We start from the raw sequence: 23507 nt of genomic DNA on the forward strand, positions 1-23507 counted from the left end.
TTTATTAAGGAGGGAGGAAAACCTGGAATTTTCCTGTTTGCCAGTTCTACAGTATAATGGCAATCAATCCCCCGGACCCCTCATTAATTATTCTCTCTAGCGTTTCTTTCAATTTATATCTTGCATTATCTGGCATAAGGGATATTTTCGCGTGAATCCCTTCCCTTACAATTGAACTTAGGCTCCTGCCAAAAATATCGGAGTTCCAGATTGAAAGCGGGTCATCCTCGAAGTCCTGCATGAGGTAGCGGACGAGCTCTTCGCTTTGTTTCTCCGTTCCGATTATCGGTGCGAATTCGGATTCCACATCGACTTTGATCATATGGATTGAAGGTGCAACCGCCTTTAGCCTTACCCCGAAACGGGCGCCCTGCCTGATGATTTCAGGCTCTTCAAGGCTCATATCCGAGAGGGTTGGAGAAGCGATTCCATACCCGGTCTGCTTTACCATCCTTAACGCATCCGAAATATGGTCATATTCCGCTTTGGCATGTGCGAAATCCTGCATAAGCTCGAGAAGATGGTCCTTTCCGCGGATTTCTACGCCGACAATCTCCTTAAGGATTTCATCATATAGTTCGTCCGGGGCATAGAGGTCGATCTCGGCGACACCCTGGCCCATCTCAATTCCGGCGAGCCCCGCCCTCTCAATGAAGTCAAAATCGCTGAATTGATGGACGACCCTGTCAACATCCCTGAGCCTTTTAATGTCTTTTACTGTATCGCGGACGGCTTCCTGATAACTTTCACGCAGCCAGTGATTCTCTCTTAGAACCATGACCCAGCTAGGAAGGTTCACATTCACCTCAAGAACCGGGAATTCATAAAGCGCTTCCCTAAGGACATTCAGTACATCTGATTCGCGCATTCCTTCCACACTCATCGCAATGACTGGAATATCGTATTTTTCAGCTAGGCTGGACCGGAGCGCTTCCGTGTTTGGATGGTGCGGCTGGGCGCTGTTGACAACCATGATGAAAGGCTTTCCTACTTCCTTAAGCTCATTGATTACCCTTTCCTCCGCATCAAGGTAGGAAGTGCGCGGTATTTCCCCAATCGTACCGTCTGTTGTTATGACAACGCCTATTGTGGAATGTTCCTGGATAACCTTCCTCGTACCGATTTCGGCAGCCTCGTGGAAGGGAATCGGCTCTTCATACCAGGGGGTTGTAATCATACGAGGCCCATTCTCATCTTCATACCCCTTCGCTCCGGGAACAGTATAGCCTACACAGTCAACCAGGCGGATATTTACTTCTAGCCCCTCATCCACATAGACGGCGGCCGCCTGATTTGGGACAAATTTCGGCTCTGTGGTCATGATTGTTTTTCCGGCGGCGCTTTGCGGCAGCTCATCCATCGTCCTTGCCTTGTCTGCCTCGTTGCTCATATTGGGCAAGACAACCAGTTCCATGAATTTTTTAATAAAAGTGGATTTGCCGGTCCGCACAGCCCCGACAACTCCGAGATAAATATCGCCGCCAGTCCGTTCGGCAATATCTTTAAAAATATCTACCCTTTCCAAGAGATCCCCTCCCGATCCTAGAATAAGTGGGATAATCGTATCCATTTTAGGTATTGTTGGACAGTATATGTTTATGATGTTGTCCTATTGTTTTATGCGTTAGTTTACTATATTTATTTTTACCTCCTGTCGGATTGCCCGGTTTTTATTAACGACAACGAAAATTCAATGCACATGGGGAAACATAAAAAACCCTTCTCCTGTAAATATATTAATCAGGAGAAGGGTTATGACTGTTAATCACCGTAAAAGACGATTTCTCGATTTGCTATTTTACTAGCTTTCCTTGAAAACTGGCTCGCCGGTTTCGCCATCGATTGTATAGGGAAGCGAGAAGGCAGGAACAAACATTGATTCATCTGTCAGGACGGATCGGATGTCATCGCCCGGCTTGAAATGGCGGGAAGATTTTTGCAGGAACTGGTACAGATCACTGCTATAATCAACATAAATTTCGGCATTCGGGCCGATGACGAACGAGAGATTATGCTGTGTGAACGGGCTTACCACAAAAGGAGGGGTTTTATACCCCAGCTTTTTAAAATCCAGGGAATACACATTTTTAGCCAATGCTTCCTTGAAAGGCGGATAGCCGTTCGCGTTGATTCGCATTTTTATGTCGCGGATTTGGTCGACAATCCGCAAATCCAGAAGCTTGACTGTCGGGTTCGTTTCAACATCGATCAGGACATATTGAAAAATCCCGCCGTTTTCAAACGCATTCCCGGGCGGCTCCTGTATATAGCGTGGTGATATTTTTGAAAAATCAATTACATACTTTTCATAAATCGGCGTGTCGGCTTCCTTTGTTTTAATGGGAAGAATGCCGCCGTTATCCTTTTGGAAGTTTGCAACAGCAGCTTGGACCGATTCAATTTGTTCTTTATATGGAATCTGGTTCTTGGAAAGCTTATCACTCGGATACATGCAGCCCCCCAGGAACATGATCATTAAAGCCGGCAAAGCCAGTCTGGCAATCTTCATCTTTGACCAACTCTCTTTAATCATATTCGTTATCCTCCTGTAGGTCCGCTCATCACTACGAGGAATATGATAATCCCTGAAAAAATCATTAATGCATACGCAAATAAGGCTGTAACGAAGCGAAAAACTCCTTTTAATTTATATCTGCTAAAATAAATGGTAATAATCGAAATAAACATAAACCCCATTGCAGCAAGAGATACCCACATTTTCATTAATGCCGGTGACAAAGCACATCCCCCCCTTTTACCGAGAGTAATTATATCATAGGCTGGCAGCAGGTTGAAAGGGAACGGACGCGGATGCAAAAAGAAAAGAGCAAGGGGGCGTTTCCTTGCTCAAACCAATTGACTAAAATACCCAAACACATTCACACTACCAGTTTGATTCGTTGCATTGTATGCATCATAAAAAACAAATGCATCGCCAATCGCCCACGTTTGAGAATTAAAGCGGATCGCTTCCATGCTCGTTCAGGATATTCGCCAAATCTTCCATCTCATGCGTCTTTCCCCGAGCCATCAATAATTCCGCGCCTTCCTTTGCTGGAAGCCCTTCGAATAAAACTTTGTGCAATGTTTCTGTAATCGGCATTTGCACCTCATATTTCTTGGCAAGCTGGAAGGCGGCCTTCGTTGTCCGGACGCCCTCGACGACCATCCCCATATTGTTTAGAACTTCCTCTAGCGTCTGGCCCTTCCCAAGAAGGTTCCCCGCCCTCCAGTTCCTTGAATGGACACTCGTGCATGTTACAATCAAATCCCCTATCCCGGCGAGGCCGGAAAAAGTTAATGGATTGGCTCCCATCCTCACCCCAAGCCTCGCGATTTCCGCAAGCCCCCTGGTCATCAAGGCGGCTTTCGCATTATCACCGAAGCCGAGGCCATCCGTAATCCCTGCCGCAAGGGCAATGATGTTCTTCAGCGCGCCGCCAATCTCCACCCCGATTATATCGGGATTGGTGTATACCCTGAAGTTTTGATTTATGAAGAGATCTTGAATCCTTTCCGCCTCGTCCATATTTTCCGAAGAAACGGTCACGGTAGTCGGGTGGCGCAGGCTCACTTCCTCCGCGTGGCTCGGACCTGATAGGACCACGAGGGCGGCAAGAAGTTCAGGCGGGATTTCTTCCTGAATCATTTCCGATATACGGAGGAGAGAATCCGGCTCGATGCCTTTGCTGACATGGACAAGGGTAAGCGGCTGTTTCCGTGTTTCCCGGATTTTCCCGGATACTTCCCTAATTGCTTTTGTGGGAACAGCAAGAATAACTGTATCCACCCCTTCAAGAGCATCTTCAAACGATGCGGTGGCCTGGATGGCTTCGGGAATTGTTATCCCCGGCAAGTATCGTTCGTTGGAACGCACCGTATTGATTTCCTGAGCCTGTTGCGGATTATGGCTCCAAAGCTTCACTTTGTGGCGATTGTCTGCAAGGACCAGGGCAAGGGCTGTTCCCCAACTGCCCGCTCCCAGAACTGCAATTTCCATTCAGATCACGACCTTTTATTTATTTTCTCTCCCTGGCATAAATCCTGATTGGAGTCCCCTCAAAGCCAAATGCGTCCCTTATCCTGTTTTCCAGGAACCGCTCATACGAAAAATGCATCATCTCCGGATCATTTACAAATACAACAAATGCCGGGGGCTTGACGGCTACCTGGGTCGCATAATAAATCTTCAGCCTTCTCCCTTTATCGGTAGGAGTCGGATTCATTGCTACCGCATCCATGATGATGTCATTCAGGATTGTTGTCTGAACACGCATGGCGTGATTTTCGCTCACCATATTGATAACCGGGAGAAGCGTCTGGACCCGTTTTTTTGTCTTGGCCGAAAGGAACACAATTGGCGCGTAATCAAGGAACTGAAAATGCTCCCTTACTTTTTCTTCAAATTCCTTCATCGTCTTTTCATCTTTTTCGATTGCGTCCCATTTATTTACGACAATGACTACCGCCCGGCCAGCTTCGTGGGCATAACCAGCAATTTTCTTATCCTGCTCGATGATTCCCTCCTCGGCGTTCAGTACGACTAGGACGACATCCGACCGTTCAATGGCCCTCAATGCCCGGAGGACGCTGTATTTTTCGGTGCTTTCATAAACTTTTCCTTTTTTTCTCATCCCTGCCGTATCAATAATAACGTATTCCTGGCCTTCATGCTCATACACCGAATCGATTGCGTCGCGTGTCGTGCCTGCGATGTCGCTGACAATGACGCGTTCTTCACCAAGAAGGGCGTTTACAAGAGACGATTTTCCAACATTCGGCCTTCCAATAAGGCTGAATTTTATTGTGTCCTCCGAGTACTCATCGCCTTCGAATTTCGGAAAATGCTTCGCGGCCTCATCAAGAAGATCTCCAAGCCCAAGTCCATGCGAGCCCGAAACTGGAAAAGGCTCACCGAACCCAAGTGCGTAAAAATCGAATATATCCGCGCGCATTTCAGGATTATCAATTTTATTTACTGCCAGTACAACAGGCTTTTTAGTTTTATAGAGGATTTTAGCCACTTCTTCATCGGCAGCGGTCACACCTTCACGGCCATTCACCAAAAAGATAATGACATCGGCTTCTTCAATGGCAATCTCGGCCTGCTGCCTGATTTGCTCAAGGAAGGGTTCGTCGCCAATGTCGATTCCCCCTGTATCAATAATATTAAAGTCGTGCGTCAACCATTCGGCCGAGCTGTAAATTCTGTCCCGGGTAACACCGGGGATGTCTTCTACAATTGAAATTCTTTCTCCGACAATCCTATTGAAAATCGTTGATTTGCCTACGTTTGGGCGTCCGACAATCGCAACTGTTGGTTTTACCATTCAACTCACCCTTAACTTCTCATTTTAAAATCGCGGCACACATTCATCTCGATGCCCCGCATTGTCTTCCACTCTAAAAAATAAACCCTTCTGGAATGTGGAAGGGCTTAACTTAATTATAGTATCAATGATAAGGCAATAGCGCAATGAAAACATCGCTGGATCAATGCTTTACAATTATGCAAGTATCCTCGGAAAGTGAATGGGCAATACCATCAAGGATCGCCTCGAGGGTTGCCGCGATTTGCTCCATCTTTTCCGCTGACTCGCAATGGAATACACTCACGCCTCCCGATATGCTTTTCGGATTTGTCGTCACAACAGCAAGTATGAATTTTTCAATAGTCATTGAGTTATCCTCCATGCATTAGCCATTCCCATTCCCGGCAGGCATCCTGATTGCATTTTCCAATGCGGGCACTGCCCCGATCACCTCGATTGCCTTGTCGGGATCGCTCACATGAGGCAGCACGAAGACGCCAAGCCTGCCGTCCTTTAAATCTAATTTTGCCAACGGGACAAGGGCAGGGGTGCCCGAATCCCTGTACACGCCCAAAGCGGTCGAAACATCGTGCAAGATGGCCTGCCGCTGCCCCAGGTTCGCAATTGTTATTTTGGCGTTCGCATTTTTCGGCATAAGAATAAAGCCCATTCCATTCTCCAAAATTTCTTTTCTTCTATCAGGCAGGCCTATGTTCATAATATAAATCGACCCAACGTACAGGCCAGGCCCGTCAAAATGGGGTTTTACATACTCAATATCCGCGAGCCTATTTATTGTTCCTCCTGACATCAACACTTTTGAGAGGAGAAGGGCTGCTATTGCAACAAGCGCCGCTACTATAAAATTCACCGCCAAATAGGCAAGGGTCACTGTTAAGGCAGTTAAAATAACGAGGTAATTTCGGCTTTCGAAGGCAATCGCTATACCTTCGATATAAGTGCTTCCCCTCGGCACCAGTTCATACCCATCCAGGACGGTTAATGTATTTCTTTCCATGTTCCTTACTTCCCTGAACTGGGTCGCTGCAAGGGCGAGAAATGTGACCGCCGTAAACTCCTTTTCCATTATCGATGGAATGGCGACAGCTCCAAGCCCCGCAGCGATAACACCAACTGATATATGGACAATCCGGCCGTGAAGGTAGGTTGGGTACTGCCTGTAATCGGACCTTAGCATGTAAATCCGTACAATTATTCCCGAAACCATGCCGGCAATGATTGGCATCGTGTATGCATTCATTGGGATGATTTCCTGCCTTTTTCAAGCGAACTAAGCGATGAACCGAGCCATGAGGCAAAACTTTCAAATGTGCTCCAACTAACTGCAACAACGGCCACCAGCGACATTGTATCCAAAAACGTGTACCCTCCGGCCTCAAATAGCAATGAGTTATTTTGGAGGACGAAAGCGTAAAGCATTTCTCCCTGAAACATGCCAATTACAGCCAAAAGCAGCCGCCCTTTCAGGGTCCTATAGAGGATTGGTAAGATCAACCCAAAAACGGAAGCTATGAACCATTGTTTTTTTATAATAAATACAATCGGATCGAACAGTTCAAAAAGGCTGATTGAACAATATAAAAGGGATAAGATAAAGGAACATGCAATGAAATACATCTTTTCTTTCCCGTCTGCCTTGGCAATGCGAGTGAGCGAGTACACGAAAATGCTTATCGCTCCCAAAAACACCATCGATTCCCCGGCCTGAATATGAAGTGGCGAAGCAATAATCGAAAGCAAAATTGCAGCCTGCAATCCCTTCATTGACCTCAAACGGCCGCCAGCCAGAAATGCCAGATAAATCCACGTGAGCCATGCCACCAAATAAAACAAATACCCCTCCAACATGCCTACCTCCTATCCTTACCATTATGGTAAATGGCATGTAATTTCATACCAGAATGAATAGTCTTTGTTAAACAAATAATTTATTTAGTGGAGGTGATACGTGATGGGTAAAGATAGGCAGGAAAAAAAGCTGCGGGAAAGCAAAAGGGTTGAATCCGACCGCGACCAGTCGCTTCACTACCCCGGGGCAACGGGGCTTCAAACCCCGGAAGAAGCAAGAAAGCTAAATGACGGAAAAAAATAACCCTGACGGGAGCAAGGATAAGGTTTCAAACAAAAAAGCTTCCGCGTTTTCGCGGAAGCTTTTAAAAATCTATTTCTTTAAATCCTTTAGTTTATCGCCAAGCAGTTCTCCCAGCTGAAAACCTTTTGATTCTTCGGGTAGTTCATAGTCCATGTTTTCTTCGGCATCCCGTTCCAACAAATCCTTGATGCTAAGGGATAGGCGCTGTTCCTTTTCGTTCACATCAAGCACCTTGACCTGGACTTCCTGGCCTTCTTTCAGAACTTCATGAGGTGTGCCAATATGTTTGTGTGCGATTTGGGAAATGTGGACCAAGCCTTCCACCCCAGGGAAAACTTCAACAAATGCGCCATAGGAGACTAGCCTGCGGACTGTTCCGGTCAACACGCTGCCCTTTGCGGCCTTATCTGAAATATTAGCCCATGGGCCAGGGAGCGTTTCCTTAATTGAAAGCGAGATTCGTTCGTTGTCACGATCGACCCCCAAAACCTTTACCTGGACCTTCTGGCCTTCCTGGACAACATCGCCAGGCTTTTCAACATGCTCATGGGACAGTTGGGAAATATGGACAAGGCCATCGATGCCACCGATATCCACAAACGCCCCGAAGTCGGTAATCCTTTGGACTGTACCTTCAATTACTTGGCCAGACTGGATGGATTCAAGTAAATCCTGTTTCTTTTTGCCCTTTTCTTCCTCAACTACAGCCCTGTGAGAGAGAATCAGCCTGTTCTTTTCCTTATCAAGTTCGACTATTTTAAAGGAAAGCTCTTTTCCTTTATAATCAGAAAAATCCTCTACAAAATAAGCCTCGACAAGCGATGCTGGGACAAAGCCGCGCACTCCGAGATCGACTACCAGCCCGCCCTTGACTACATCCTTTACTTCGGCGTTGAAAACTTCCCCGCTTTGGAATTTTTGCTCAAGGACATCCCATGCTTTTTCGGCGTCAACCTTGCGTTTGGATAGAATGAGTGCTTCTTCCTCGACCTTTAGGACTTCAAGTTCAAGAGAATCCCCTTCCGCCACTGCATCTGAAGCTTTCTCAATATGAATGCTCGACAATTCGCTGATTGGAATGATTCCATCGAGTTTACTGTTTTGGATATCAACAAGTACCTGTTTTTCTTCCACTTTGGTTACTTGTCCAGTCACTCTGTCTCCAACTTCAAAATTCCCGACTTCAATGTGATTCAAATCTTCCGACATATGTACTCCTCCTTAACCATTGGCTGCCCTTTGAAATATATAGATGCGGCACATGCTGCTCATGCATGCGGCGCCCATCATAACGGCTGCGATTCGTAGAATATTCAAAAAAGTATTCCTTTGTAATAACTTCTTACAAAAGGGCTTTTTTGTCAAGCGGAAACCCCTTTGTGTTCCTCAATAAGTTTGCGTATTTCCGACATGATTAATTCAGTCGCAGCTTCAGCGGACGCTTTTTCTTTCCGCACCCGATCCATGTCAATCGGCTTTCCGTAGATCACCCTCAGCTTCCTGAATGGCTTGTACGGGCCGATGATTGCGCATGGAACAACATGGGCATCAGACCTGAGCGCAAAAAAGCCGGCTCCTGCCAACCCTTCGCCCAATTCTCCCGTTTTGCTTCTTGTTCCCTCAGGAAACAATCCTAAAMCCTCTCCCGCCTTTAAAACTCCAAGACCTTTCCGGAGCGCCTCCCGGTCGCTCATTCCCCGCTTTACCGGAAATGCATTGCAGGCCCTTACGATATTCTTCAGGATGGGTACGGAAAAGAGTTCTTCCTTAGCCATAAAATGGACTGGACGGGGTGCGGTGATCCCGACTACTGGCGGATCAAAATTATTGATATGGTTGGAACATAGCAGCACTCCGCCTTCTTTTGGAAAATGCTCGAGCCCGAGCACTTCATACCTGTAGATTGGTTTTAACGCAGCATTGGCGACAAACCTGGCAAATGAATAAAAAGTCATTTTTTCCCCACTCTCTCTTCCACGAGCGCCATAATTCTATCTACAACATCATTGATTGAAAGGGATGTTGTATCAATTTCAACCGCATCTTCAGCCTTGACGAGAGGTGCGATCTCCCTTTCGGAATCCAATTTGTCGCGCCTGGCAATTTCCTGTTTCAGCGTTTCAAGGTCGGACTCGATCCCTTTCTGGACATTTTCGGCCTGGCGGCGTATTGCCCTTTCTTCCACACTGGCCAGGAGGAATACCTTAACCTCAGCACCGGGGAGGACATGGGTGCCGATATCGCGGCCATCCATGACAACGCCTCCGTACGAAGCCAGTTTTTGCTGCCTGCTCACCATTTCTTCCCTTACCTTTCGATGCCTGGCAACAATTGAAACCGTATTGGTTACATCAGAATAACGGATTTCATTCGTCACGTCTTTGCCATCCAAAAGAACGAGTTGTCCCGTTTCGGATGGAAGAAGGTCAATTTCGCTGTTTAACAGGATGCCAAACAGGCTATCTTCCTGCTCAAGATCAGTCCCCATTTGCAGTGCTTTATATGTAAGTGCACGGTACATAGCGCCAGTATCGATATAAATATAGGAAAGTCTTCCAGCAACAATCTTAGCTACTGTACTTTTTCCTGCGGCGGCAGGCCCGTCAATCGCTATTGATATTTTCTTGTCCATGTTTCCTCCTGTTACCCATTCTGAAGCTCATTTGCTGCTCGATGGCTATTTTCCTTTTTTGCCTTCAATTATCCATTTTACCATAGAATGATTAAATGCTCTTTCATAATGTGCTTTTTTTCAACGGCAATTTTCACCTACAGGGACAGACAGCATCCTTTAGCGGTTGCGGCTTCCAGGAACGGAAACTTTCCGGCCAATAGAAAAAGGCAGGAGTCACCTGCCTTTACTTCCACGAAAAACTTCAAGCATATCTGAATGGTCCATTTTCCCAATACCCTCATATTTGGTTACTCCCTTTAACTCGGGCAAAACGCCAAATCGGTGGAAGAGAAACTGGGCAAGCAAAAGAAAAATGAACTGCGCAATCACCGCTTTGATAAGAATCCGTTCAGCGAATTTCATAATCCTCCACTCCTATCCCACCAGATTTACGCAAAAGGCTAGACTGCGTCCTCAAACATCTCCTCGGCATTTTTCATCTTATCGACCTTTTCTTCTTCACCTGAGTCGGCGTTGATGAAAATCCTGTACGTATCGTCACCCAGTGTTCCCAGAAATTCAAAGCATAATACTTCACGGTTAAAATCGTTCAGGATAATTGCCTGCCTCTCTTCCATGATTTTCACTTTGGGATTGATTTTCTTTTTAGCTTCCCCGATACTTAAGGCCGGGCTTTTGATTTTCCGAACAGTCCTTGCCTTTAAATAATCGTCGGCGGCAAACCCCACAGGCAAGCCATTATCGAGGGCAATCTTTATTTTTATTGATTCGGGATAAATTCTTACATTGCCCACTTTTGTTACAAAAGTAAACACTCCGATGCTATCGTATTGGGCGCTTTCGGACAAATCGAGTGATTGGTAGCCGTTTTCCTTCAGAAATTTAGCGGCCGTGTTCCCGGCCTCATTTAATGAAATCTTTTGTTTGCCGACCGCGCGGTTATTCAGGAACCAAACCGGATAGCCTCCTTTTTTGGTGATATCCATGCTTGCTTCCATTCCGGTTTTGCCGTTTTTAACAGACACGGTGTAAAAGCCAAAACGAGAGCCCTTCCCATTTTCGGACACTTTTGTTCTCGCCCTTCCATCAAAGCCAATATATTTTCTTGCGATTGCAACAGCTTCATCCTTTGATATATTTTTCCCCGTCAGGTTTTGAAAATTGCTGTCTTTTTCTTTCAGGCTGATAAACTCCGGGCCAAAGTCCGTATCTTCGTATCCTGAAACGGTTTTTTCGACTACCTTGAACCCGTCAATGATTGTATTGTCCGAGTTCTCTTTTCCTGAAGCCAGCGCAAGCTCAACATCCATCCAGCGTAAATTGTTTTTAAGCACTAAATGCTGGACCTGCCTTAATTCACCCTGGATATCAGCCGACTGTTTATAAAGGGTTTGCAACGCCTTGTATTCCTTATCGTTCAGAGGCTTTGTGTCCAAGTCGCGGACAGCGGTCCTGTAACTGAATTCACCAACATTGGAGAGAAATTCTTCCGTCTTGTTGAAAGGGAGAAGCGATAACGGAAGCTGCCCAACGTTTTGTCGGGCTTCCGAAGTGATCCGCCATACCTCGGCAAGTGAAGGGGACAGCGATTTGCGCGAATTCATGGCAAGCGTTGTTCCCAGTTTGTCATGCAGTACGTCAACCCGGTAAGATAATTCATGGAAGGCCTGCTGGTAATTGTTTTCGGCGTTCAGAAGGACCGCGTTTTTCTCCTTCCGTTCCTGATAGCCCCAGTAGGCCGTGCCGGCTAGGCCAATGGCCAGCAGCACGATTACGACGTTTCGAATCATTTCGGTTCACCTTCTTATTTACAGAATATATGTTTTCCGATCCGTTTGATCTGAGGCCTTGACCAAATCCATTTGCTTGTCGCAGTCGCAGGATTGAAATAATACAGCGCATTGCCTGTCGGGTCCCAGCCATTAATTGCATCAACGACCGCCTTCCGTGCTGTTTCATTGGGCGTTAACCAGATTTGTCCATCAGCAACCGCTGTAAATGCAAGCGGCTCAAAGATTACACCCGAGATAGTGTTTGGAAACATCGAGCTTTCAAGCCTGTTTAAAATGACGGCAGCGACAGCCACCTGCCCTTCATACGGCTCCCCCCTCGCTTCGCCATAAACGGCATTGGAAATTAACTTAATGTCGTTCTGTGAAAAACCACTTGGGACATTCCCGGCTTTAGGCTTTGCCGGTGCATTTTTTTTCGCTGACGTACGGGGCATATTCCTCGTTGCCTTAACTAGTTTTGCCTTTGTGGCGCTTCCGGCAATCCCGTCTATTGGGAGGCCAAATTCGTATTGGAAATTCCTTAGCGCCCAATACGTGCTCCAGCCAAAAACCCCGTCAATCTTCTTCGTATAAAAGCCTATAAATTTCAGCCTTGATTGCAGCTCTATTACATCCTGCCCAACCGCGCCATGCTGGATGACCTGGGGGCTGAAGGCCTCCGCTTTTTCGGCATTAAACAAAAAGACCGGAATGATAAGCGTACACAAAAGCAGGCGGGCAAGAAGAACCTTTCTTTTCTTCACAATACATACCTCCAAAGCTTTTCATTTTCCATTAAGTCTATTTTCTGTTTAAAAGGGTTTTTTATTCAAACTAAGGGCAGGTTTGGCAAATGGAAGGTAGATACTGTTCCCCAACGAATAAAAACAAACAAACTCCTACCATTGATTTATCATCACAGAAGGTAAAAAAACATAAAAATGCCCCTTCATTGGGTATGAAGAGGCTTTTGCGAATTGTATTGGTTTTTTAAATGCACGGCGCTTGCCGCCCTTGCCTTTTTGACTTTTCTGAGGCCAAGCCACCATAAGAAAATCATGAACGGCATAATGTAATAGAGCCAATGCTCCTGGGTAATCAGGATGTAATCATATGAGCCGTGCAGAAAGATAGGAAGGAGAAGCGATAACCATATCCATTTCGACGTCCGTATATCACTAAACTTGCTTTTTCCCATATAATAGCCCATAATCACCCCGAAAAGGGCATGGCTTGGAACGGGAAGAAGCGCCCGTCCGATCGCGTGCTCAACCCCATTTCCAACAAGGTAAAGGATATTCTCCGCTGAAGCAAATCCAAGCGAAACGGCAGCACCATAAACAATCCCGTCGAACGGTTCATCAAAAGCGATGTGCTGGTATATTGCATAATAGAGGATAAACCATTTAAAAAACTCCTCGAATAATCCGGAAGATAGATAGGCTTGTGCCCAGTTTTGCGCCAGGACATTTTCTGTATGGAGGACGTGTTGCAGGAACATGATTGGAAAAACGAGCAAGGCGCCAAACAAGAAAGCCCTGACGACAACCGGTATGGGTTCCGATTCCACTTCGTCCTTTAAATAAAAGTAACTCAACAATGCGAGGCCGGGTGCAATCCCGGCAGAAAAGATTACCAGCATGCACTGCCCTCTTTTCAATTGAACGGGGATAATCCCCTTTTCTTTTCATCGTACCACGGCTCGGCCGGAAAGAAAATGGAATTATCAGCAAGCTGCGGCACTTTTCCTAAAAAACAACGTCAGTTTCTCCGCTCGCGAGTGCGACAGCCAGTTTAATCCGGGCCTTTTTTGAATCATTGTCGCTTCCAAGGATAGCCCCCTTTGAAACAAGCTCAAAGGCGCTTCCCTTGTAATCATAAGTGGGATAGACAGCTCCTTCTTCAGCGCTTGTCGTGATGACAACGATAATCCCCGAAGCAATAGCCTTTTCAATTTCATCCATCATTAATGGGGCTACCTGGCCTCTGCCGACCCCTTCAATTACAATCCCTTTTGCGCCGCCCTCTCTTGCGGCTTTGATGAATATCCCGTCACCGCCAATATAACATTTAACAATATCAATTCGCGGGATGCCATCCTTAAGTTTATAAACTTCCCTTTTTATCGGTTTCTGGTAGATGAAAACCTCATCATTATCAATGATACCGAGATAGCCGAAGCCAAATGAGTTAAAGCCCTGGATATTGGAGGCATGCTCTTTTTTTACATACCGGGCCGCGAAAATCCTTTCATTGAATACGACGACCGTCCCGACGCCCAATAAATCAGGCGAACAGGCGGAATAGATGGCATGCCGCAGGTTAATGAAAACATCGCTTCCCAAATCTCCCGGGGAACGCTGGGATCCCGTCACGACAACGGGACGGCTGTCATCCACAGTCAGGTCAAGAAAATATGCAGTCTCTTCAAGCGTATCCGTACCATGTGTTACAACTACCCCCGCAATTGTTTCATCCATAAAGTAGTCCTCAATTTTATCCTTTAAAAAAATGAGATCTTTGAATGTAATATGCATGCTCGCCTTTTGGAAGACGGACTCCACAACAACCTCAATATCTTTCGGCAAATTGCACATGCCTACGAGTTCTTCGCCAGTCAATTCCCCGGAAGCAAGCCTGCCGGATGTTTTATTCGGTTTGCTTGCAATCGTACCGCCTGTTGTCAACAAAACTACTTTTCTCATCCCATCACCCTGCGCTCCAAATTTTTTCACAAAATGTGCTCGAAAACGATATACGCTACCCTCTCCGAGATATCTCTTCCGCAATTATTCCGCCGTGGAACCTGCCATTTTCGATAAATATTTCATTCGCATTGTTTCCGGCGGCAATAACACCGGCAATAAATATTCCCGGTATATTTGTCTCCATTGTCTCCGGATTAAAGTGGGGCCTTCCGGTTTCATGGTCGATATCGACGCCAATGCTTCTTAGGAAGCCATGGTCGGGGCGGTAGCCGGTCATCGCAAAAACAAAATCGTTTTTGACCGAAAAAAGTTCATTCCCCTTTTCAAACACGACTGAATTCTCCGTTATTTCTTTAACATGGGCTTCGAATTCCATTTGAATTGAACCATTGCGGACAAGCGACTCGAATTCAGGCAAAATCCATGGCTTAATGCTGGGAGAATAGGAACTCCCCCGATACAGTACCGTAACTCTCGCGCCCGCTTTTTGGAGTTCAATGGCCGCGTCAACACTGGAGTTTTTGCCTCCAATCACACAAACATCCTTATCAAAGTAAGGGTGCCCCTCTTTGAAATAGTGGAATACTTTAGGGAGATCTTCACCCGGGATCTCCATGAGATTCGGATTGTCATAATAGCCTGTAGCGATAATGACATAAGGTGTTTCATAGGTTGCCTTGGTTGTTTCAACTATATAGTTAGCACCTGCGGGAACAATCCTTTTCGCTTTTTCAAAGGAATTAATCCTGAGCCCCTTCCTTTTAACAACTTCACGGTAATATACAAGTGCCTGAAGCCGAACCGGTTTATAGTTTTCTGTAATGAAAGGAACATCTCCTATTTCAAGCTTCTCGCTGGTACTGAAGAAGGTTTGGTGAGTAGGATAGTTATAAATGGAATTAACGATATTGCCTTTTTCTATAATCAATGGGTTCTTCCCTGTTTCCTTTAACGATATGGCGGCTGCCAGACCACACGGCCCTCCCCCGATGATAATAACGTCTTCTTTATTCATGGTGGTCACTCCAATCCTTTATCATGGAAAAAAAAATCTCCCATCATATAATGATAGGAGATTTCCAAGCAAGTTTCAATGTTGAAGGAATTCCACCGGTGTCGGGAAATTAGATCCAACCTCTGAACCGGCTCGCCTCGGCCATTTTCCTTACGCCGACCATATAGGCGGCAAGGCGCATGTCCACCCTGCGGGTTTGGGAGGTCTCATAAATGTTTTCAAACGACTTAACCATTACCCGTTCCAATTTCTCTTCAATTTCTTCTTCAGACCAGTAATACCCCGTGTTATTCTGGACCCACTCGAAGTAGGAAACTGTTACCCCACCTGCGGAAGCAAGGACGTCAGGCACGAGGAGGATTCCACGCTCGGTAAGGATTTCCGTAGCTTCAAGGGTGGTTGGGCCATTTGCGGCCTCGACCACGATGCTTGCGCGGATATTGTGCGCATTTTCTTCGGTAATCTGGTTCTCGATTGCTGCCGGAACCAAAATATCACATTCAAGCTCAAGCAATTCCTTGTTCGTGATTGTATTGTTGAATAGCTTTGTAACAGTACCAAAGCTGTCGCGGCGGTCCAATAAATAATCGATGTCCAGTCCATTTGGGTCATAAAGGGCTCCGTAAGCATCGGAGATACCGATGATCTTTGCCCCAGCGTCATGCATGAACTTCGATAGAAAGCTTCCAGCATTTCCGAATCCCTGGACAACTACCCTGGCGCCGACAAGGTCGATTCCTCTCTTTTTGGCCGCCTCGCGGATGCAGATAGTCACACCCTTTGCTGTTGCAGATTCCCGCCCGTGGGATCCGCCAAGCACAATCGGCTTGCCTGTTATGAATCCAGGAGAGTTGAATTCGTCAATACGGCTATATTCATCCATCATCCAGGCCATGATTTGTGAGTTTGTAAATACATCCGGCGCAGGGATATCCTTTGTAGGGCCAACGATTTGGCTAATGGCTCTTACATAACCTCGGCTCAACCTTTCAAGTTCCCTGAACGACATCACACGGGGGTCGCAGATGATGCCACCTTTCCCCCCTCCATATGGAAGGTCAACGATTCCGCACTTAAGGCTCATCCAAATTGAAAGGGCTTTAACTTCCTTCTCTGTTACATTTGGATGGAAGCGGATTCCCCCCTTAGTAGGGCCAACCGCGTCATTATGCTGAGCCCTGTATCCGGTAAATATTTTAATAGAGCCATCATCCATGCGTACAGGAATTTTGACAGTCATCATCCTGATTGGCTCTTTTAAAAGCTCGAACACTTCCTCGGGATAACCCAGCTTTTCAAGTGCTTTGTGGATTACCGTTTGTGTCGATTTCAGAACATCATGTTTTTCAAGATTATTACTTTCATTACCATTCCCCGCTGCCATTTATAAACCTCCTAAGATATCACTGCTCGAAAGTTCTTGGCTTTCATGACATAGTATACACTTTTAGTCAATTATTGCAAGGATAAAAAATGGCAATTCAGTCTATATAGACAGGAATCCTGAAAGCGCTGACAAGGCATGGAATCAACAATCCAACTACTTAATGGGATATATTCACTGTTCCCGCGAATGGCCCATAGCACTCTATTAAAAAATGTATAAATTATGAATATATTCATTAAATCGTTGGTTTCCCGCATAAATGGCAAGACCTTTACTATTGCTCTCAACGATAGCATACCCAAATGTACAAAGAAGGCTAAAAAGAAAAAAATAGCCGGCCCCAAACGGGATTGCCGCCTATCGAAAATACTTAAGAATTGTTTCGACCGCCTTCTCCTTCATAATCGGGTTTCCGTATTCTTCGAGAAAATATGGGCTAAGGATTGAGGCATTCCCATATTCCGCCATTATGGAAGCGTGCCGTTCAGCGTCATCGGGCGACACATCAAACAGCAAATAGTATTTTCCCTTCAACGAATACAGGCTGCCCCCTCCAGCAGATAACAACGAAAGCCTCCTCGCTAATTGGATGACTTCTTCAATTCCTTCAAACTCGAACAGAAATTTCTCATATCCCTCAACTGTTACCTGCATCTCAATAAAACCGTCATAAAGGAACTCTTCTTCCTCAACAGTTCCATTAACCGTAATAATCATAACCATGCCTTGGGCCTGGAGCGAAAAGACTTCGACCGCGACGGCGCCCTGGATGTCCAGGTCCAATTCCAGGCTTGCTTCCTCAAGCAAATCCTGGAAAAGCTGCCGCCATTTTAATGTATCCTTCAATATATCATCCTTGGACAATCCTCTTTCGAAAAGGTCATCCGAAGTGATAAAAATCTTTATTTTATTCGCTGTTAAACGTTCAAGACGCATGCTCCCGCCCCCTGCCATGAACTCTTATTTTCAGTTTATGTCAGCGCAGGTGGTTGGTGAATGGTTTATCGGGAAGTAGCAACCAGTGGGGAACGGCCACGCTTAAATGAAGTATCACTTTAACCTGTCCAACCGTCCGTTAAGCCACTCATCCCATTCTCTCGGGGTCTCCCCAAGGTAAAGCGAAGGAAGTTGGCTTTGTGTATGCCGGGTTTCGGCATGGAGTAACCATTCCCCAAACGCTCCAATCGTGATCCCCGGAACGAGCTGTTTCCAATCAGTTGACCGGCCCAAGATTTTTTCGGCGCCGATTTCTGTCTGGCAAGAAAAAAACACAAAGCGGGGACATGTTTCCAGCAACACACCATCGACTTCATCCTCGCCAATGCCGGGTCCCAAATAGATTACTTGGAACCCTTTCAGCCTCAGAAAAGCAGCGAGCAGCAGCAGCCATATATCATTTTGTTCACTGGGCGCACATAATAGCAGGGCTCTCGGCAAAAAACGAATCCCGCTTGGTGCCAAAGCGATACTCTCGATTCTGGAGCGGATAATTGCCGTCCCGAAAAGGAAGCAGGCATTATTCAAGCTTCCTTTTCGCACCCCTCCTTCCATTTCCAACAGGAGTGGGCGAAAGAAAGTGGACAGGGCGGTTTCGAAAGTATAATGGCTTAAACAGGCATCAATGGCGCGGTGGGCGCTTCCATCATCAAAAACACGAAATGCGTCCATTAATTCATTCTTATATTGCTCCAGCTGGCCACCCGGGCGTTTTCCTGCCCTCTGGGCAACCGGCTGCTTTCCTAAATGGGCAACAGCCTGGCCGACAGTAAATCCCTGCCCGATCATCGCGATGATCTCCCGCAAAATCTCAACCTGGTTTTCCGAATAGAGGCGGTGTCCGGATTCGCTCCTTCCAGGGGAAATAATCCCATAGCGCCTTTCCCACGCCCTCAGAGTGCCAGGCTGGATTCCAAGAAGTTTTGAAACGGCTTTAATATTGTATTTCCCTTCCCTAACCGGCAATTCATACTCCCCCGTCCATACCAAATCACAAATTGAACAATCCAAATATGTTAATTAAAGAATTTCACTCTGATGTAACATTGTGGTTGATTCCCGCAGCATGCCAGGCTTTAAAGTGATAAGGTGGCATTCTGAACGAACCCCAAGCCTTAGGGGGACGCCTGTGGTCCCATATCCGTTGCTGATCAGCCGCACAACTCCGCGAACTGTCTCAATTCCTCCCTTTTTATAAGGGCCGAAACCGAAGATCCGGATTTGGCCTCCATGGGTATGTCCGCTAATCAGAAGTGATATGCCATCTTCCGGCTTTATTTTATCGATAATCTTCGGATTATGGCTCGCCAGGATGGTAAAACACCCCTGTTCGGCATCCATCAAGGCCAAATCAAGCCTGTCCTTCTTCAGCCCCGCGTCGTCTACACCAAGCAAGGCCACCTTCCCGCCTTCAGCAGATTCGAATAACACGGCGGTGTTATCAAGTATTTTCACCTTCATATCAAGCAACATCGCGTCAAGGTCACGATAGTCACCTTCATAATCATTGTTGCCCCATACGAAATATACAGGACCAATCGTCCGGAGCTTTTCGATGTTAAATTTGACCCGGTCTAAGGGTACCCCTTTTTCCATCAAATCGCCCCCAATAATGACGATATCCGCCTTCCCTTTTGCCTCGGATACGATTGAATCCGCTATCCGCCTTCGATGGATGTCCGATATGAAAAAAATCGTCAATGTGCCGAAGGATTTTGGAAAATCGCCAAATTCCAATTCGTGTTTTTCCACATTATTCCCGAATGCCAGACTAGCCATATACAAAAGGAGGAAGACCCCTGCAGCCGCTATCGCAGCCAGCGTGTATAATGCCAATTCCTTTCAGCTCCCCCCAGAAAAATCTAAACGTATATTGAAATCATACCATAAACGAGGCTGGAGCCGAAGAGAACAACCGCATGTACAGGGGATAAAACAAACAGCAGAACAAAAACAAGAAACAGACCAACTAAGCCAATAAATGCAGGAATTGTATCTTTTCGTTTTCCTCTTCCCCTAGTCCTCCTAGCCATGAAAGGACTAAGCAGGCGCCAATTTGCCACCGTGCACGAAAAGAACGCAATAGACGCCGCCAAAAATTCAACCGGGCTCAAAATCAGGTCCAACACGAAAACATGCAGATAAAACGGTATGCCAATTTCAAGCCATTCGATGAAAAGATAACCCCCTGTAAATGACACTGCTACCAACAATATTGCAGCCATCATAGAAAAACCCCCCATACCAGCGTATGAGGGGCAAGCCTCCAACTTGACAGATGCTATTCATCTTCGTGGATATTCAAAATTCTAAAACCATGTTCCTCCAGCTTCTTAACGAACTTGTCTATGTTATCCTTTTTTTCAATTTTCATGACAATCCTTCTAACCAATTTGTCGGTTTCATCAAATGTTACGAGTGAAATGATATGTTCATGGAATTGATGGGCGATTTCCGCCAGTCGCGCAATCCTGCCTTCTGTCTCCACAGAAGTAAAGGCAATCCTGACTCCCGGCTGGTTCATTCCGAATGCGCTTTGGAATTGTTCCAGGACATCATAGCGCGTAACCGCACCCAAAAATTTCATCCCCTTGTCGACGACGGCCATTAACGGGAAATTTCTTAACTTCATTAAGGTATTTTCGAAAATTTCCCCGCCTTCGAGAAATTCTTCCTGATGTGTGGCAATATCCGATATTCTCGTTTCTTCCAGAAATTCATCCTTTGGCTTGTCTGAAAGGAAACATTGTTCATAAATCCTATATCGGGTTACGATGCCGGCATATTGGTCGCCATCCAAAACGGGCAACCCATCGATTTGCTGCTCCTCGAGAAGTTGAAGAGCCTTTTTCACATTGTCAGCTCCCTGAACCGTATGGCATTTGAACTTTGGAATCATGATGCTTTTAACAAACAATTAAATCMCCCCGCCAATTATATCTTTACCTTTATATACTTCAACACATTTTCCTTCAAACCTTTTTTCGTCCGCCATTTTATCATCGGAAAATTGTTTGCTTCATTAATGATTGCCGTCATTATTATGGCATGAAGATGGAAAAAACTCATAAACTTAAATGACATTTATGAGGAGGGATGGAATGTTCACTCATTTTAAAACGTACTATCCATATGCAAGCCCGTTTGACCCTTGCCCCCCAATGAAAGCAAAAGTTTACTCAACGCCCCCTAACCTATATATGGGTTTTCAACCCGCCAATCTCCCACAATTCCCGCCAAGGACCGCGCTAATGAAAGGGACGCTTTGGCAGGCATTTTACGACCCCTATTTCGGACCCGCTGAACCCACAAGGGAGGGGAATCCATTTTGAAACAGTTGCCGCCGGAATTTTATGAGTTATTGGAACAGCTGCAGGCTGTCGATTTTGTCCTTGTTGAATTAACTTTATACCTCGATACGCATCCAGCCGACCAGGATGCCATCCAACAGTTCAACCATTATGCAAAACAAAGGAAAAAAATAAAAAAACTCTATGAGAGTCAATATGGACCGCTTATGCAATTCGGGAATAGCTACTCTGGCTATCCATGRAATTGGGATGATGCCCCCTGGCCATGGCAAATATAGGGGCGAAAGGAGGACAGATCAATGTGGGTATATGAAAAGAAACTCCAGTATCCTGTGAAAGTCAGCAAATGCAATCCGATGCTCGCCAAATTCCTGATTGAGCAATATGGCGGTGCGGACGGGGAGCTGGCAGCAGCATTACGGTATTTAAATCAGCGTTACACCATTCCGGATAAAATTATCGGGCTGCTAACAGATATCGGCACTGAGGAGTTCGCCCATCTGGAAATGATTGCAACAATGGTGTATAAATTAACAAAAGATGCGACTCCGGAACAAATGAAAGCAGCTGGCCTTACAGACCATTACGCAAACCATGACAAGGCGCTCTTTTACCAAAATGCTGCAGGCATTCCTTGGACGGCTTCCTATATTCAGGCGAAGGGTGATCCAATCGCGGATTTGTACGAGGACATCGCGGCAGAGGAAAAAGCGCGCGCCACATACCAATGGCTCATTGATATGAGTGATGACCCGGACATAAACGACAGCCTAAGATTCCTCCGGGAAAGGGAAGTCATCCATTCTCAGCGGTTCCGAGAGGCTGTGGAAATTTTGAAAGAAGAACGCGACAGGAAAAAAATATTTTAGAAAAAACAGAAGCAGCCATGCGGCGGCTTCTATTTTTTTTCATGGTACAGGTTGATATCAAACTCTCTTTTCATCATTTCAAAAACAATATGCCTCGATTTCCATTCGTCTTCCTTTTTCCATAGGTCTTTGCTTCTGTCGACGATTTCGCACCTTAAGTCATGATATTCTTTTTCCTTTTTATCACGCTGTTCTTTTAACATGGTCATCAATCCATAAAGCGAAACCGTTCCAACTAGAAAATATATACTGGCGCTTTTTCGGAAAAACGCGGAAAACATTGCATAGAACGAGTAGGAATAATTGTTGATAACCGCGGTATAAAGATAAGCCAAAAAGGCTGAGGCCATTGCTAGGGTAGCGAATATAGCCATATGGTGCCTTGATTTCGCCTTATCAAATTTCCTTTTCCGCTTCACTACATTTTCGAGCATTTGCCTTGTGGCAAGATCGGTCCTGTGGTCTAGCATTTTGATTGAATCCTCCATCCTTCCCCTCCCATTCCATGGACTGTCCACTCATTATCGGTTCATTCCAAGGAAGAACCTACTACAATGTATGTGCCTGTCCAAAGTAGTATGTATGTGAATGAATCCAAGGATTAAGTGAGTTCTTAATCATTGGGCGTCTTGCCGCCATTTAAGGCAGAATAAAAACAGCCGCTTGCACGGCTGCCTTAGTTTAACGGTATTTTCAAGGTCTGTCCCACTTTAATTTCATTTTCGATAATTCCATTTGCTTGCCTGATTTTCGCAATTCCATCCTGGGAGTTATAGTACATCATCGCGATTCTGTATAACGTTTCTCCAGGTTTGACGGTATGGTATTTCACGGCCCCCTCTGAGGTTCCGGTTTTCCGGCTGTTTTCGCCCCCCGCGCTGATGCCTCCCCGGACGCTTGAATCTTTGCCTGATGCAGGCGCTTTTTCAGAAGAATCCTTCCCATCTTGGGATGCGCTTTTTCCGGGAGACACTTGGCCGCCGCTTCCTTCTTCTCCATTTTCGGGAGTATCGGAGCCTGCGGGTTTTTCATCCGTGTCCTGCTCCTGGCCGATCTCTCCTTCATCCGCTGGCTCATGCGCCTGTTCGTGTGGATCGTTAACTTCAAAATTTACCGTTTCAATCCCGCCCTCTTCCGTCGAGTTCGCCGATTTGTTGTTTTCCAAATTTGATATGACAGCGAAAACAGCCAAAGGAAGTAATACAAAAAACAAAACAAGCAGGCGGATAACCGGATATTTAAGCTTTAGCCTTGTTTTCTTTTTCTTATTTTGATGGACCCTTGATCTTGGAGGCAGCTTGGCTGGCTCACCTGTTTCCGGCTTTGTCCTATGTATTTTTTGCCGGTGCTTTTCAACCTGTTCAAGATATGGATCTCCCTTTTTCATCT

The 23507-nt window shown here is 45.9% G+C and carries 28 protein-coding genes and 1 pseudogene; 4 read left to right on the forward strand and 25 right to left on the reverse strand.

Features of this window, described 5'->3' with window-relative positions; genetic code table 11:
- Positions 1 to 46 precede the first annotated feature (46 nt).
- From spoIVA to ADU24_RS12610, 8 genes are all read right to left on the reverse strand, one after another.
- Positions 47 to 1525 carry a stage IV sporulation protein A gene (gene spoIVA, locus ADU24_RS12575; protein ID WP_053366965.1) on the reverse strand — a complete coding sequence of 493 codons (1479 nt, stop codon included), beginning with the start codon at positions 1523 to 1525 and terminating at the stop codon, positions 47 to 49.
- Between the two features lie 276 nt (positions 1526 to 1801).
- A complete protein-coding gene (locus ADU24_RS12580; protein WP_231689608.1) occupies positions 1802 to 2533 on the reverse strand; it encodes a hypothetical protein in 732 nt (243 codons plus the stop codon).
- A 5-nt stretch (positions 2534 to 2538) separates the two neighbouring features.
- Positions 2539 to 2739, reverse strand: a complete 201-nt coding sequence (locus tag ADU24_RS12585; RefSeq protein ID WP_053366966.1) for a DUF2768 domain-containing protein — start codon at positions 2737 to 2739, stop codon at positions 2539 to 2541.
- A gap of 217 nt (positions 2740 to 2956) precedes the next feature.
- On the reverse strand, positions 2957 to 4000 hold the full coding sequence (locus tag ADU24_RS12590) for an NAD(P)H-dependent glycerol-3-phosphate dehydrogenase (protein ID WP_053366967.1): 1044 nt from the start codon (positions 3998 to 4000) through the stop codon (positions 2957 to 2959).
- 19 nt (positions 4001 to 4019) lie between these two features.
- The gene (gene der / locus ADU24_RS12595) at positions 4020 to 5330 is read right to left on the reverse strand and encodes a ribosome biogenesis GTPase Der (protein ID WP_053366968.1); all 1311 of its coding nucleotides are present in this window, start codon (positions 5328 to 5330) and stop codon (positions 4020 to 4022) included.
- A 163-nt stretch (positions 5331 to 5493) separates the two neighbouring features.
- Positions 5494 to 5679: a capping complex subunit for YIEGIA gene (locus ADU24_RS12600; RefSeq protein ID WP_053366969.1), complete on the reverse strand. Its 186-nt coding sequence runs from the start codon at positions 5677 to 5679 to the stop codon at positions 5494 to 5496.
- A gap of 18 nt (positions 5680 to 5697) precedes the next feature.
- A complete protein-coding gene (locus ADU24_RS12605; protein WP_053366970.1) occupies positions 5698 to 6573 on the reverse strand; it encodes a YIEGIA family protein in 876 nt (291 codons plus the stop codon).
- Positions 6570 to 7181 (reverse strand): YphA family membrane protein, encoded by a 612-nt coding sequence (locus ADU24_RS12610; protein ID WP_053366971.1) that lies wholly within the window; start codon positions 7179 to 7181, stop codon positions 6570 to 6572. The genes ADU24_RS12605 and ADU24_RS12610 overlap by 4 nt, the downstream gene beginning before the upstream one ends.
- Before the next feature lie 103 nt (positions 7182 to 7284).
- Here ADU24_RS12610 and ADU24_RS22600 point away from each other — a divergent pair, with 103 nt between their 5' ends.
- Complete coding sequence (locus tag ADU24_RS22600; RefSeq protein ID WP_082306898.1) at positions 7285 to 7425, forward strand: YpzI family protein; 141 nt, start codon at positions 7285 to 7287, stop codon at positions 7423 to 7425.
- A gap of 69 nt (positions 7426 to 7494) precedes the next feature.
- On the opposite strand, the gene rpsA is transcribed toward ADU24_RS22600, so the two are convergent.
- The 15 genes and pseudogenes from rpsA to ADU24_RS12685 all read right to left on the reverse strand — a co-directional run bounded on the left by rpsA (position 7495) and on the right by ADU24_RS12685 (position 20855).
- Positions 7495 to 8634: a 30S ribosomal protein S1 gene (gene rpsA, locus ADU24_RS12615; protein WP_053366972.1), complete on the reverse strand. Its 1140-nt coding sequence runs from the start codon at positions 8632 to 8634 to the stop codon at positions 7495 to 7497.
- Between the two features lie 152 nt (positions 8635 to 8786).
- Positions 8787 to 9380, reverse strand: coding sequence for a lysophospholipid acyltransferase family protein (locus tag ADU24_RS12620; protein ID WP_053366973.1), 594 nt, complete (start codon positions 9378 to 9380; stop codon positions 8787 to 8789).
- Positions 9377 to 10057: a (d)CMP kinase gene (gene cmk / locus ADU24_RS12625; RefSeq protein WP_053366974.1), complete on the reverse strand. Its 681-nt coding sequence runs from the start codon at positions 10055 to 10057 to the stop codon at positions 9377 to 9379. The genes ADU24_RS12620 and cmk overlap by 4 nt, the downstream gene beginning before the upstream one ends.
- 216 nt (positions 10058 to 10273) lie before the next feature.
- On the reverse strand, positions 10274 to 10462 hold the full coding sequence (locus tag ADU24_RS12630) for a YpfB family protein (RefSeq protein ID WP_053366975.1): 189 nt from the start codon (positions 10460 to 10462) through the stop codon (positions 10274 to 10276).
- 38 nt (positions 10463 to 10500) lie between these two features.
- On the reverse strand, positions 10501 to 11850 hold the full coding sequence (gene ypeB / locus ADU24_RS12635; RefSeq protein WP_053366976.1) for a germination protein YpeB: 1350 nt from the start codon (positions 11848 to 11850) through the stop codon (positions 10501 to 10503).
- Between the two features lie 14 nt (positions 11851 to 11864).
- Positions 11865 to 12512, reverse strand: a pseudogene (gene sleB, locus ADU24_RS12640) (spore cortex-lytic enzyme); the annotation flags it as partial.
- Positions 12513 to 12781: 269 nt separating this feature from the next.
- On the reverse strand, positions 12782 to 13474 hold the full coding sequence (gene prsW / locus ADU24_RS12645) for a glutamic-type intramembrane protease PrsW (RefSeq protein WP_053366977.1): 693 nt from the start codon (positions 13472 to 13474) through the stop codon (positions 12782 to 12784).
- A 106-nt stretch (positions 13475 to 13580) separates the two neighbouring features.
- Entirely contained in the window at positions 13581 to 14537 is a 957-nt protein-coding gene (locus ADU24_RS12650) for an asparaginase (RefSeq protein WP_053368915.1), read from the reverse strand.
- 55 nt (positions 14538 to 14592) lie between these two features.
- A complete protein-coding gene (locus tag ADU24_RS12655; RefSeq protein WP_053366978.1) occupies positions 14593 to 15555 on the reverse strand; it encodes a YpdA family putative bacillithiol disulfide reductase in 963 nt (320 codons plus the stop codon).
- A 109-nt stretch (positions 15556 to 15664) separates the two neighbouring features.
- The gene (locus ADU24_RS12660) at positions 15665 to 16939 is read right to left on the reverse strand and encodes a Glu/Leu/Phe/Val family dehydrogenase (protein ID WP_053366979.1); all 1275 of its coding nucleotides are present in this window, start codon (positions 16937 to 16939) and stop codon (positions 15665 to 15667) included.
- Between the two features lie 360 nt (positions 16940 to 17299).
- Positions 17300 to 17878, reverse strand: a complete 579-nt coding sequence (locus ADU24_RS12665; RefSeq protein WP_053366980.1) for an adaptor protein MecA — start codon at positions 17876 to 17878, stop codon at positions 17300 to 17302.
- Between the two features lie 114 nt (positions 17879 to 17992).
- On the reverse strand, positions 17993 to 18904 hold the full coding sequence (locus tag ADU24_RS12670) for a MerR family transcriptional regulator (protein ID WP_053366981.1): 912 nt from the start codon (positions 18902 to 18904) through the stop codon (positions 17993 to 17995).
- A gap of 54 nt (positions 18905 to 18958) precedes the next feature.
- A complete protein-coding gene (locus ADU24_RS12675) occupies positions 18959 to 19717 on the reverse strand; it encodes a metallophosphoesterase (RefSeq protein WP_053368916.1) in 759 nt (252 codons plus the stop codon).
- An 83-nt stretch (positions 19718 to 19800) separates the two neighbouring features.
- Complete coding sequence (locus ADU24_RS12680; protein WP_053366982.1) at positions 19801 to 20166, reverse strand: hypothetical protein; 366 nt, start codon at positions 20164 to 20166, stop codon at positions 19801 to 19803.
- 53 nt (positions 20167 to 20219) lie between these two features.
- Entirely contained in the window at positions 20220 to 20855 is a 636-nt protein-coding gene (locus ADU24_RS12685) for a CBS domain-containing protein (RefSeq protein ID WP_053366983.1), read from the reverse strand.
- A gap of 184 nt (positions 20856 to 21039) precedes the next feature.
- On the opposite strand from ADU24_RS12685, the gene ADU24_RS12690 reads away from it, so the two are divergent.
- From ADU24_RS12690 to ADU24_RS12700, 3 genes are read left to right on the forward strand one after another with little or no spacing between them, the layout of a single operon-like run.
- The gene (locus ADU24_RS12690) at positions 21040 to 21270 is read left to right on the forward strand and encodes a spore coat associated protein CotJA (RefSeq protein WP_053366984.1); all 231 of its coding nucleotides are present in this window, start codon (positions 21040 to 21042) and stop codon (positions 21268 to 21270) included.
- A complete protein-coding gene (locus ADU24_RS12695) occupies positions 21267 to 21527 on the forward strand; it encodes a spore coat protein CotJB (protein WP_053366985.1) in 261 nt (86 codons plus the stop codon). Before ADU24_RS12690 ends, ADU24_RS12695 begins: the two co-directional genes overlap by 4 nt.
- Before the next feature lie 21 nt (positions 21528 to 21548).
- Positions 21549 to 22118: a manganese catalase family protein gene (locus ADU24_RS12700; RefSeq protein ID WP_053366986.1), complete on the forward strand. Its 570-nt coding sequence runs from the start codon at positions 21549 to 21551 to the stop codon at positions 22116 to 22118.
- 29 nt (positions 22119 to 22147) lie between these two features.
- Here the strand turns inward: ADU24_RS12700 and ADU24_RS12705 are convergent, their stop codons facing one another.
- Together ADU24_RS12705 and ADU24_RS12710 are read right to left on the reverse strand one after the other, a co-directional pair.
- Positions 22148 to 22606: a YpbF family protein gene (locus tag ADU24_RS12705; RefSeq protein ID WP_053366987.1), complete on the reverse strand. Its 459-nt coding sequence runs from the start codon at positions 22604 to 22606 to the stop codon at positions 22148 to 22150.
- Positions 22607 to 22794: 188 nt separating this feature from the next.
- The gene (locus tag ADU24_RS12710) at positions 22795 to 23505 is read right to left on the reverse strand and encodes a LysM peptidoglycan-binding domain-containing protein (protein ID WP_053366988.1); all 711 of its coding nucleotides are present in this window, start codon (positions 23503 to 23505) and stop codon (positions 22795 to 22797) included.
- Positions 23506 to 23507 lie beyond the last annotated feature (2 nt).

It is taken from the genome of Bacillus sp. FJAT-27245 (assembly GCF_001273955.1).
Taxonomy (GTDB): Bacteria; Bacillota; Bacilli; order Bacillales; family Cytobacillaceae; genus Bacillus_D.

Bases quoted from the DNA above. Each gene is read 5' to 3' on its own strand.
- ADU24_RS12580 (WP_231689608.1), bottom strand. From the start codon at position 2,533: ATGATTAAAGAGAGTTGGTCAAAGATGAAGATTGCCAGACTGGCTTTG.
- ADU24_RS12590 (WP_053366967.1), bottom strand. From the start codon at position 4,000: ATGGAAATTGCAGTTCTGGGAGCGGGCAGTTGGGGAACAGCCCTTGCC.
- der (WP_053366968.1), bottom strand. From the start codon at position 5,330: ATGGTAAAACCAACAGTTGCGATTGTCGGACGCCCAAACGTAGGCAAA.
- ADU24_RS12600 (WP_053366969.1), bottom strand. From the start codon at position 5,679: ATGACTATTGAAAAATTCATACTTGCTGTTGTGACGACAAATCCGAAA.
- ADU24_RS12605 (WP_053366970.1), bottom strand. From the start codon at position 6,573: ATGAATGCATACACGATGCCAATCATTGCCGGCATGGTTTCGGGAATA.
- ADU24_RS12610 (WP_053366971.1), bottom strand. From the start codon at position 7,181: ATGTTGGAGGGGTATTTGTTTTATTTGGTGGCATGGCTCACGTGGATT.
- ADU24_RS22600 (WP_082306898.1), top strand. From the start codon at position 7,285: ATGGGTAAAGATAGGCAGGAAAAAAAGCTGCGGGAAAGCAAAAGGGTT.
- rpsA (WP_053366972.1), bottom strand. From the start codon at position 8,634: ATGTCGGAAGATTTGAATCACATTGAAGTCGGGAATTTTGAAGTTGGA.
- cmk (WP_053366974.1), bottom strand. From the start codon at position 10,057: ATGGACAAGAAAATATCAATAGCGATTGACGGGCCTGCCGCCGCAGGA.
- ADU24_RS12630 (WP_053366975.1), bottom strand. From the start codon at position 10,462: ATGAAATTCGCTGAACGGATTCTTATCAAAGCGGTGATTGCGCAGTTC.
- ypeB (WP_053366976.1), bottom strand. From the start codon at position 11,850: ATGATTCGAAACGTCGTAATCGTGCTGCTGGCCATTGGCCTAGCCGGC.
- prsW (WP_053366977.1), bottom strand. From the start codon at position 13,474: ATGCTGGTAATCTTTTCTGCCGGGATTGCACCCGGCCTCGCATTGTTG.
- ADU24_RS12650 (WP_053368915.1), bottom strand. From the start codon at position 14,537: ATGAGAAAAGTAGTTTTGTTGACAACAGGCGGTACGATTGCAAGCAAA.
- ADU24_RS12655 (WP_053366978.1), bottom strand. From the start codon at position 15,555: ATGAATAAAGAAGACGTTATTATCATCGGGGGAGGGCCGTGTGGTCTG.
- ADU24_RS12660 (WP_053366979.1), bottom strand. From the start codon at position 16,939: ATGGCAGCGGGGAATGGTAATGAAAGTAATAATCTTGAAAAACATGAT.
- ADU24_RS12665 (WP_053366980.1), bottom strand. From the start codon at position 17,878: ATGCGTCTTGAACGTTTAACAGCGAATAAAATAAAGATTTTTATCACT.
- ADU24_RS12675 (WP_053368916.1), bottom strand. From the start codon at position 19,717: ATGGCTAGTCTGGCATTCGGGAATAATGTGGAAAAACACGAATTGGAA.
- ADU24_RS12680 (WP_053366982.1), bottom strand. From the start codon at position 20,166: ATGATGGCTGCAATATTGTTGGTAGCAGTGTCATTTACAGGGGGTTAT.
- ADU24_RS12690 (WP_053366984.1), top strand. From the start codon at position 21,040: ATGTTCACTCATTTTAAAACGTACTATCCATATGCAAGCCCGTTTGAC.
- ADU24_RS12700 (WP_053366986.1), top strand. From the start codon at position 21,549: ATGTGGGTATATGAAAAGAAACTCCAGTATCCTGTGAAAGTCAGCAAA.
- ADU24_RS12705 (WP_053366987.1), bottom strand. From the start codon at position 22,606: ATGGAGGATTCAATCAAAATGCTAGACCACAGGACCGATCTTGCCACA.
- ADU24_RS12710 (WP_053366988.1), bottom strand. From the start codon at position 23,505: ATGAAAAAGGGAGATCCATATCTTGAACAGGTTGAAAAGCACCGGCAA.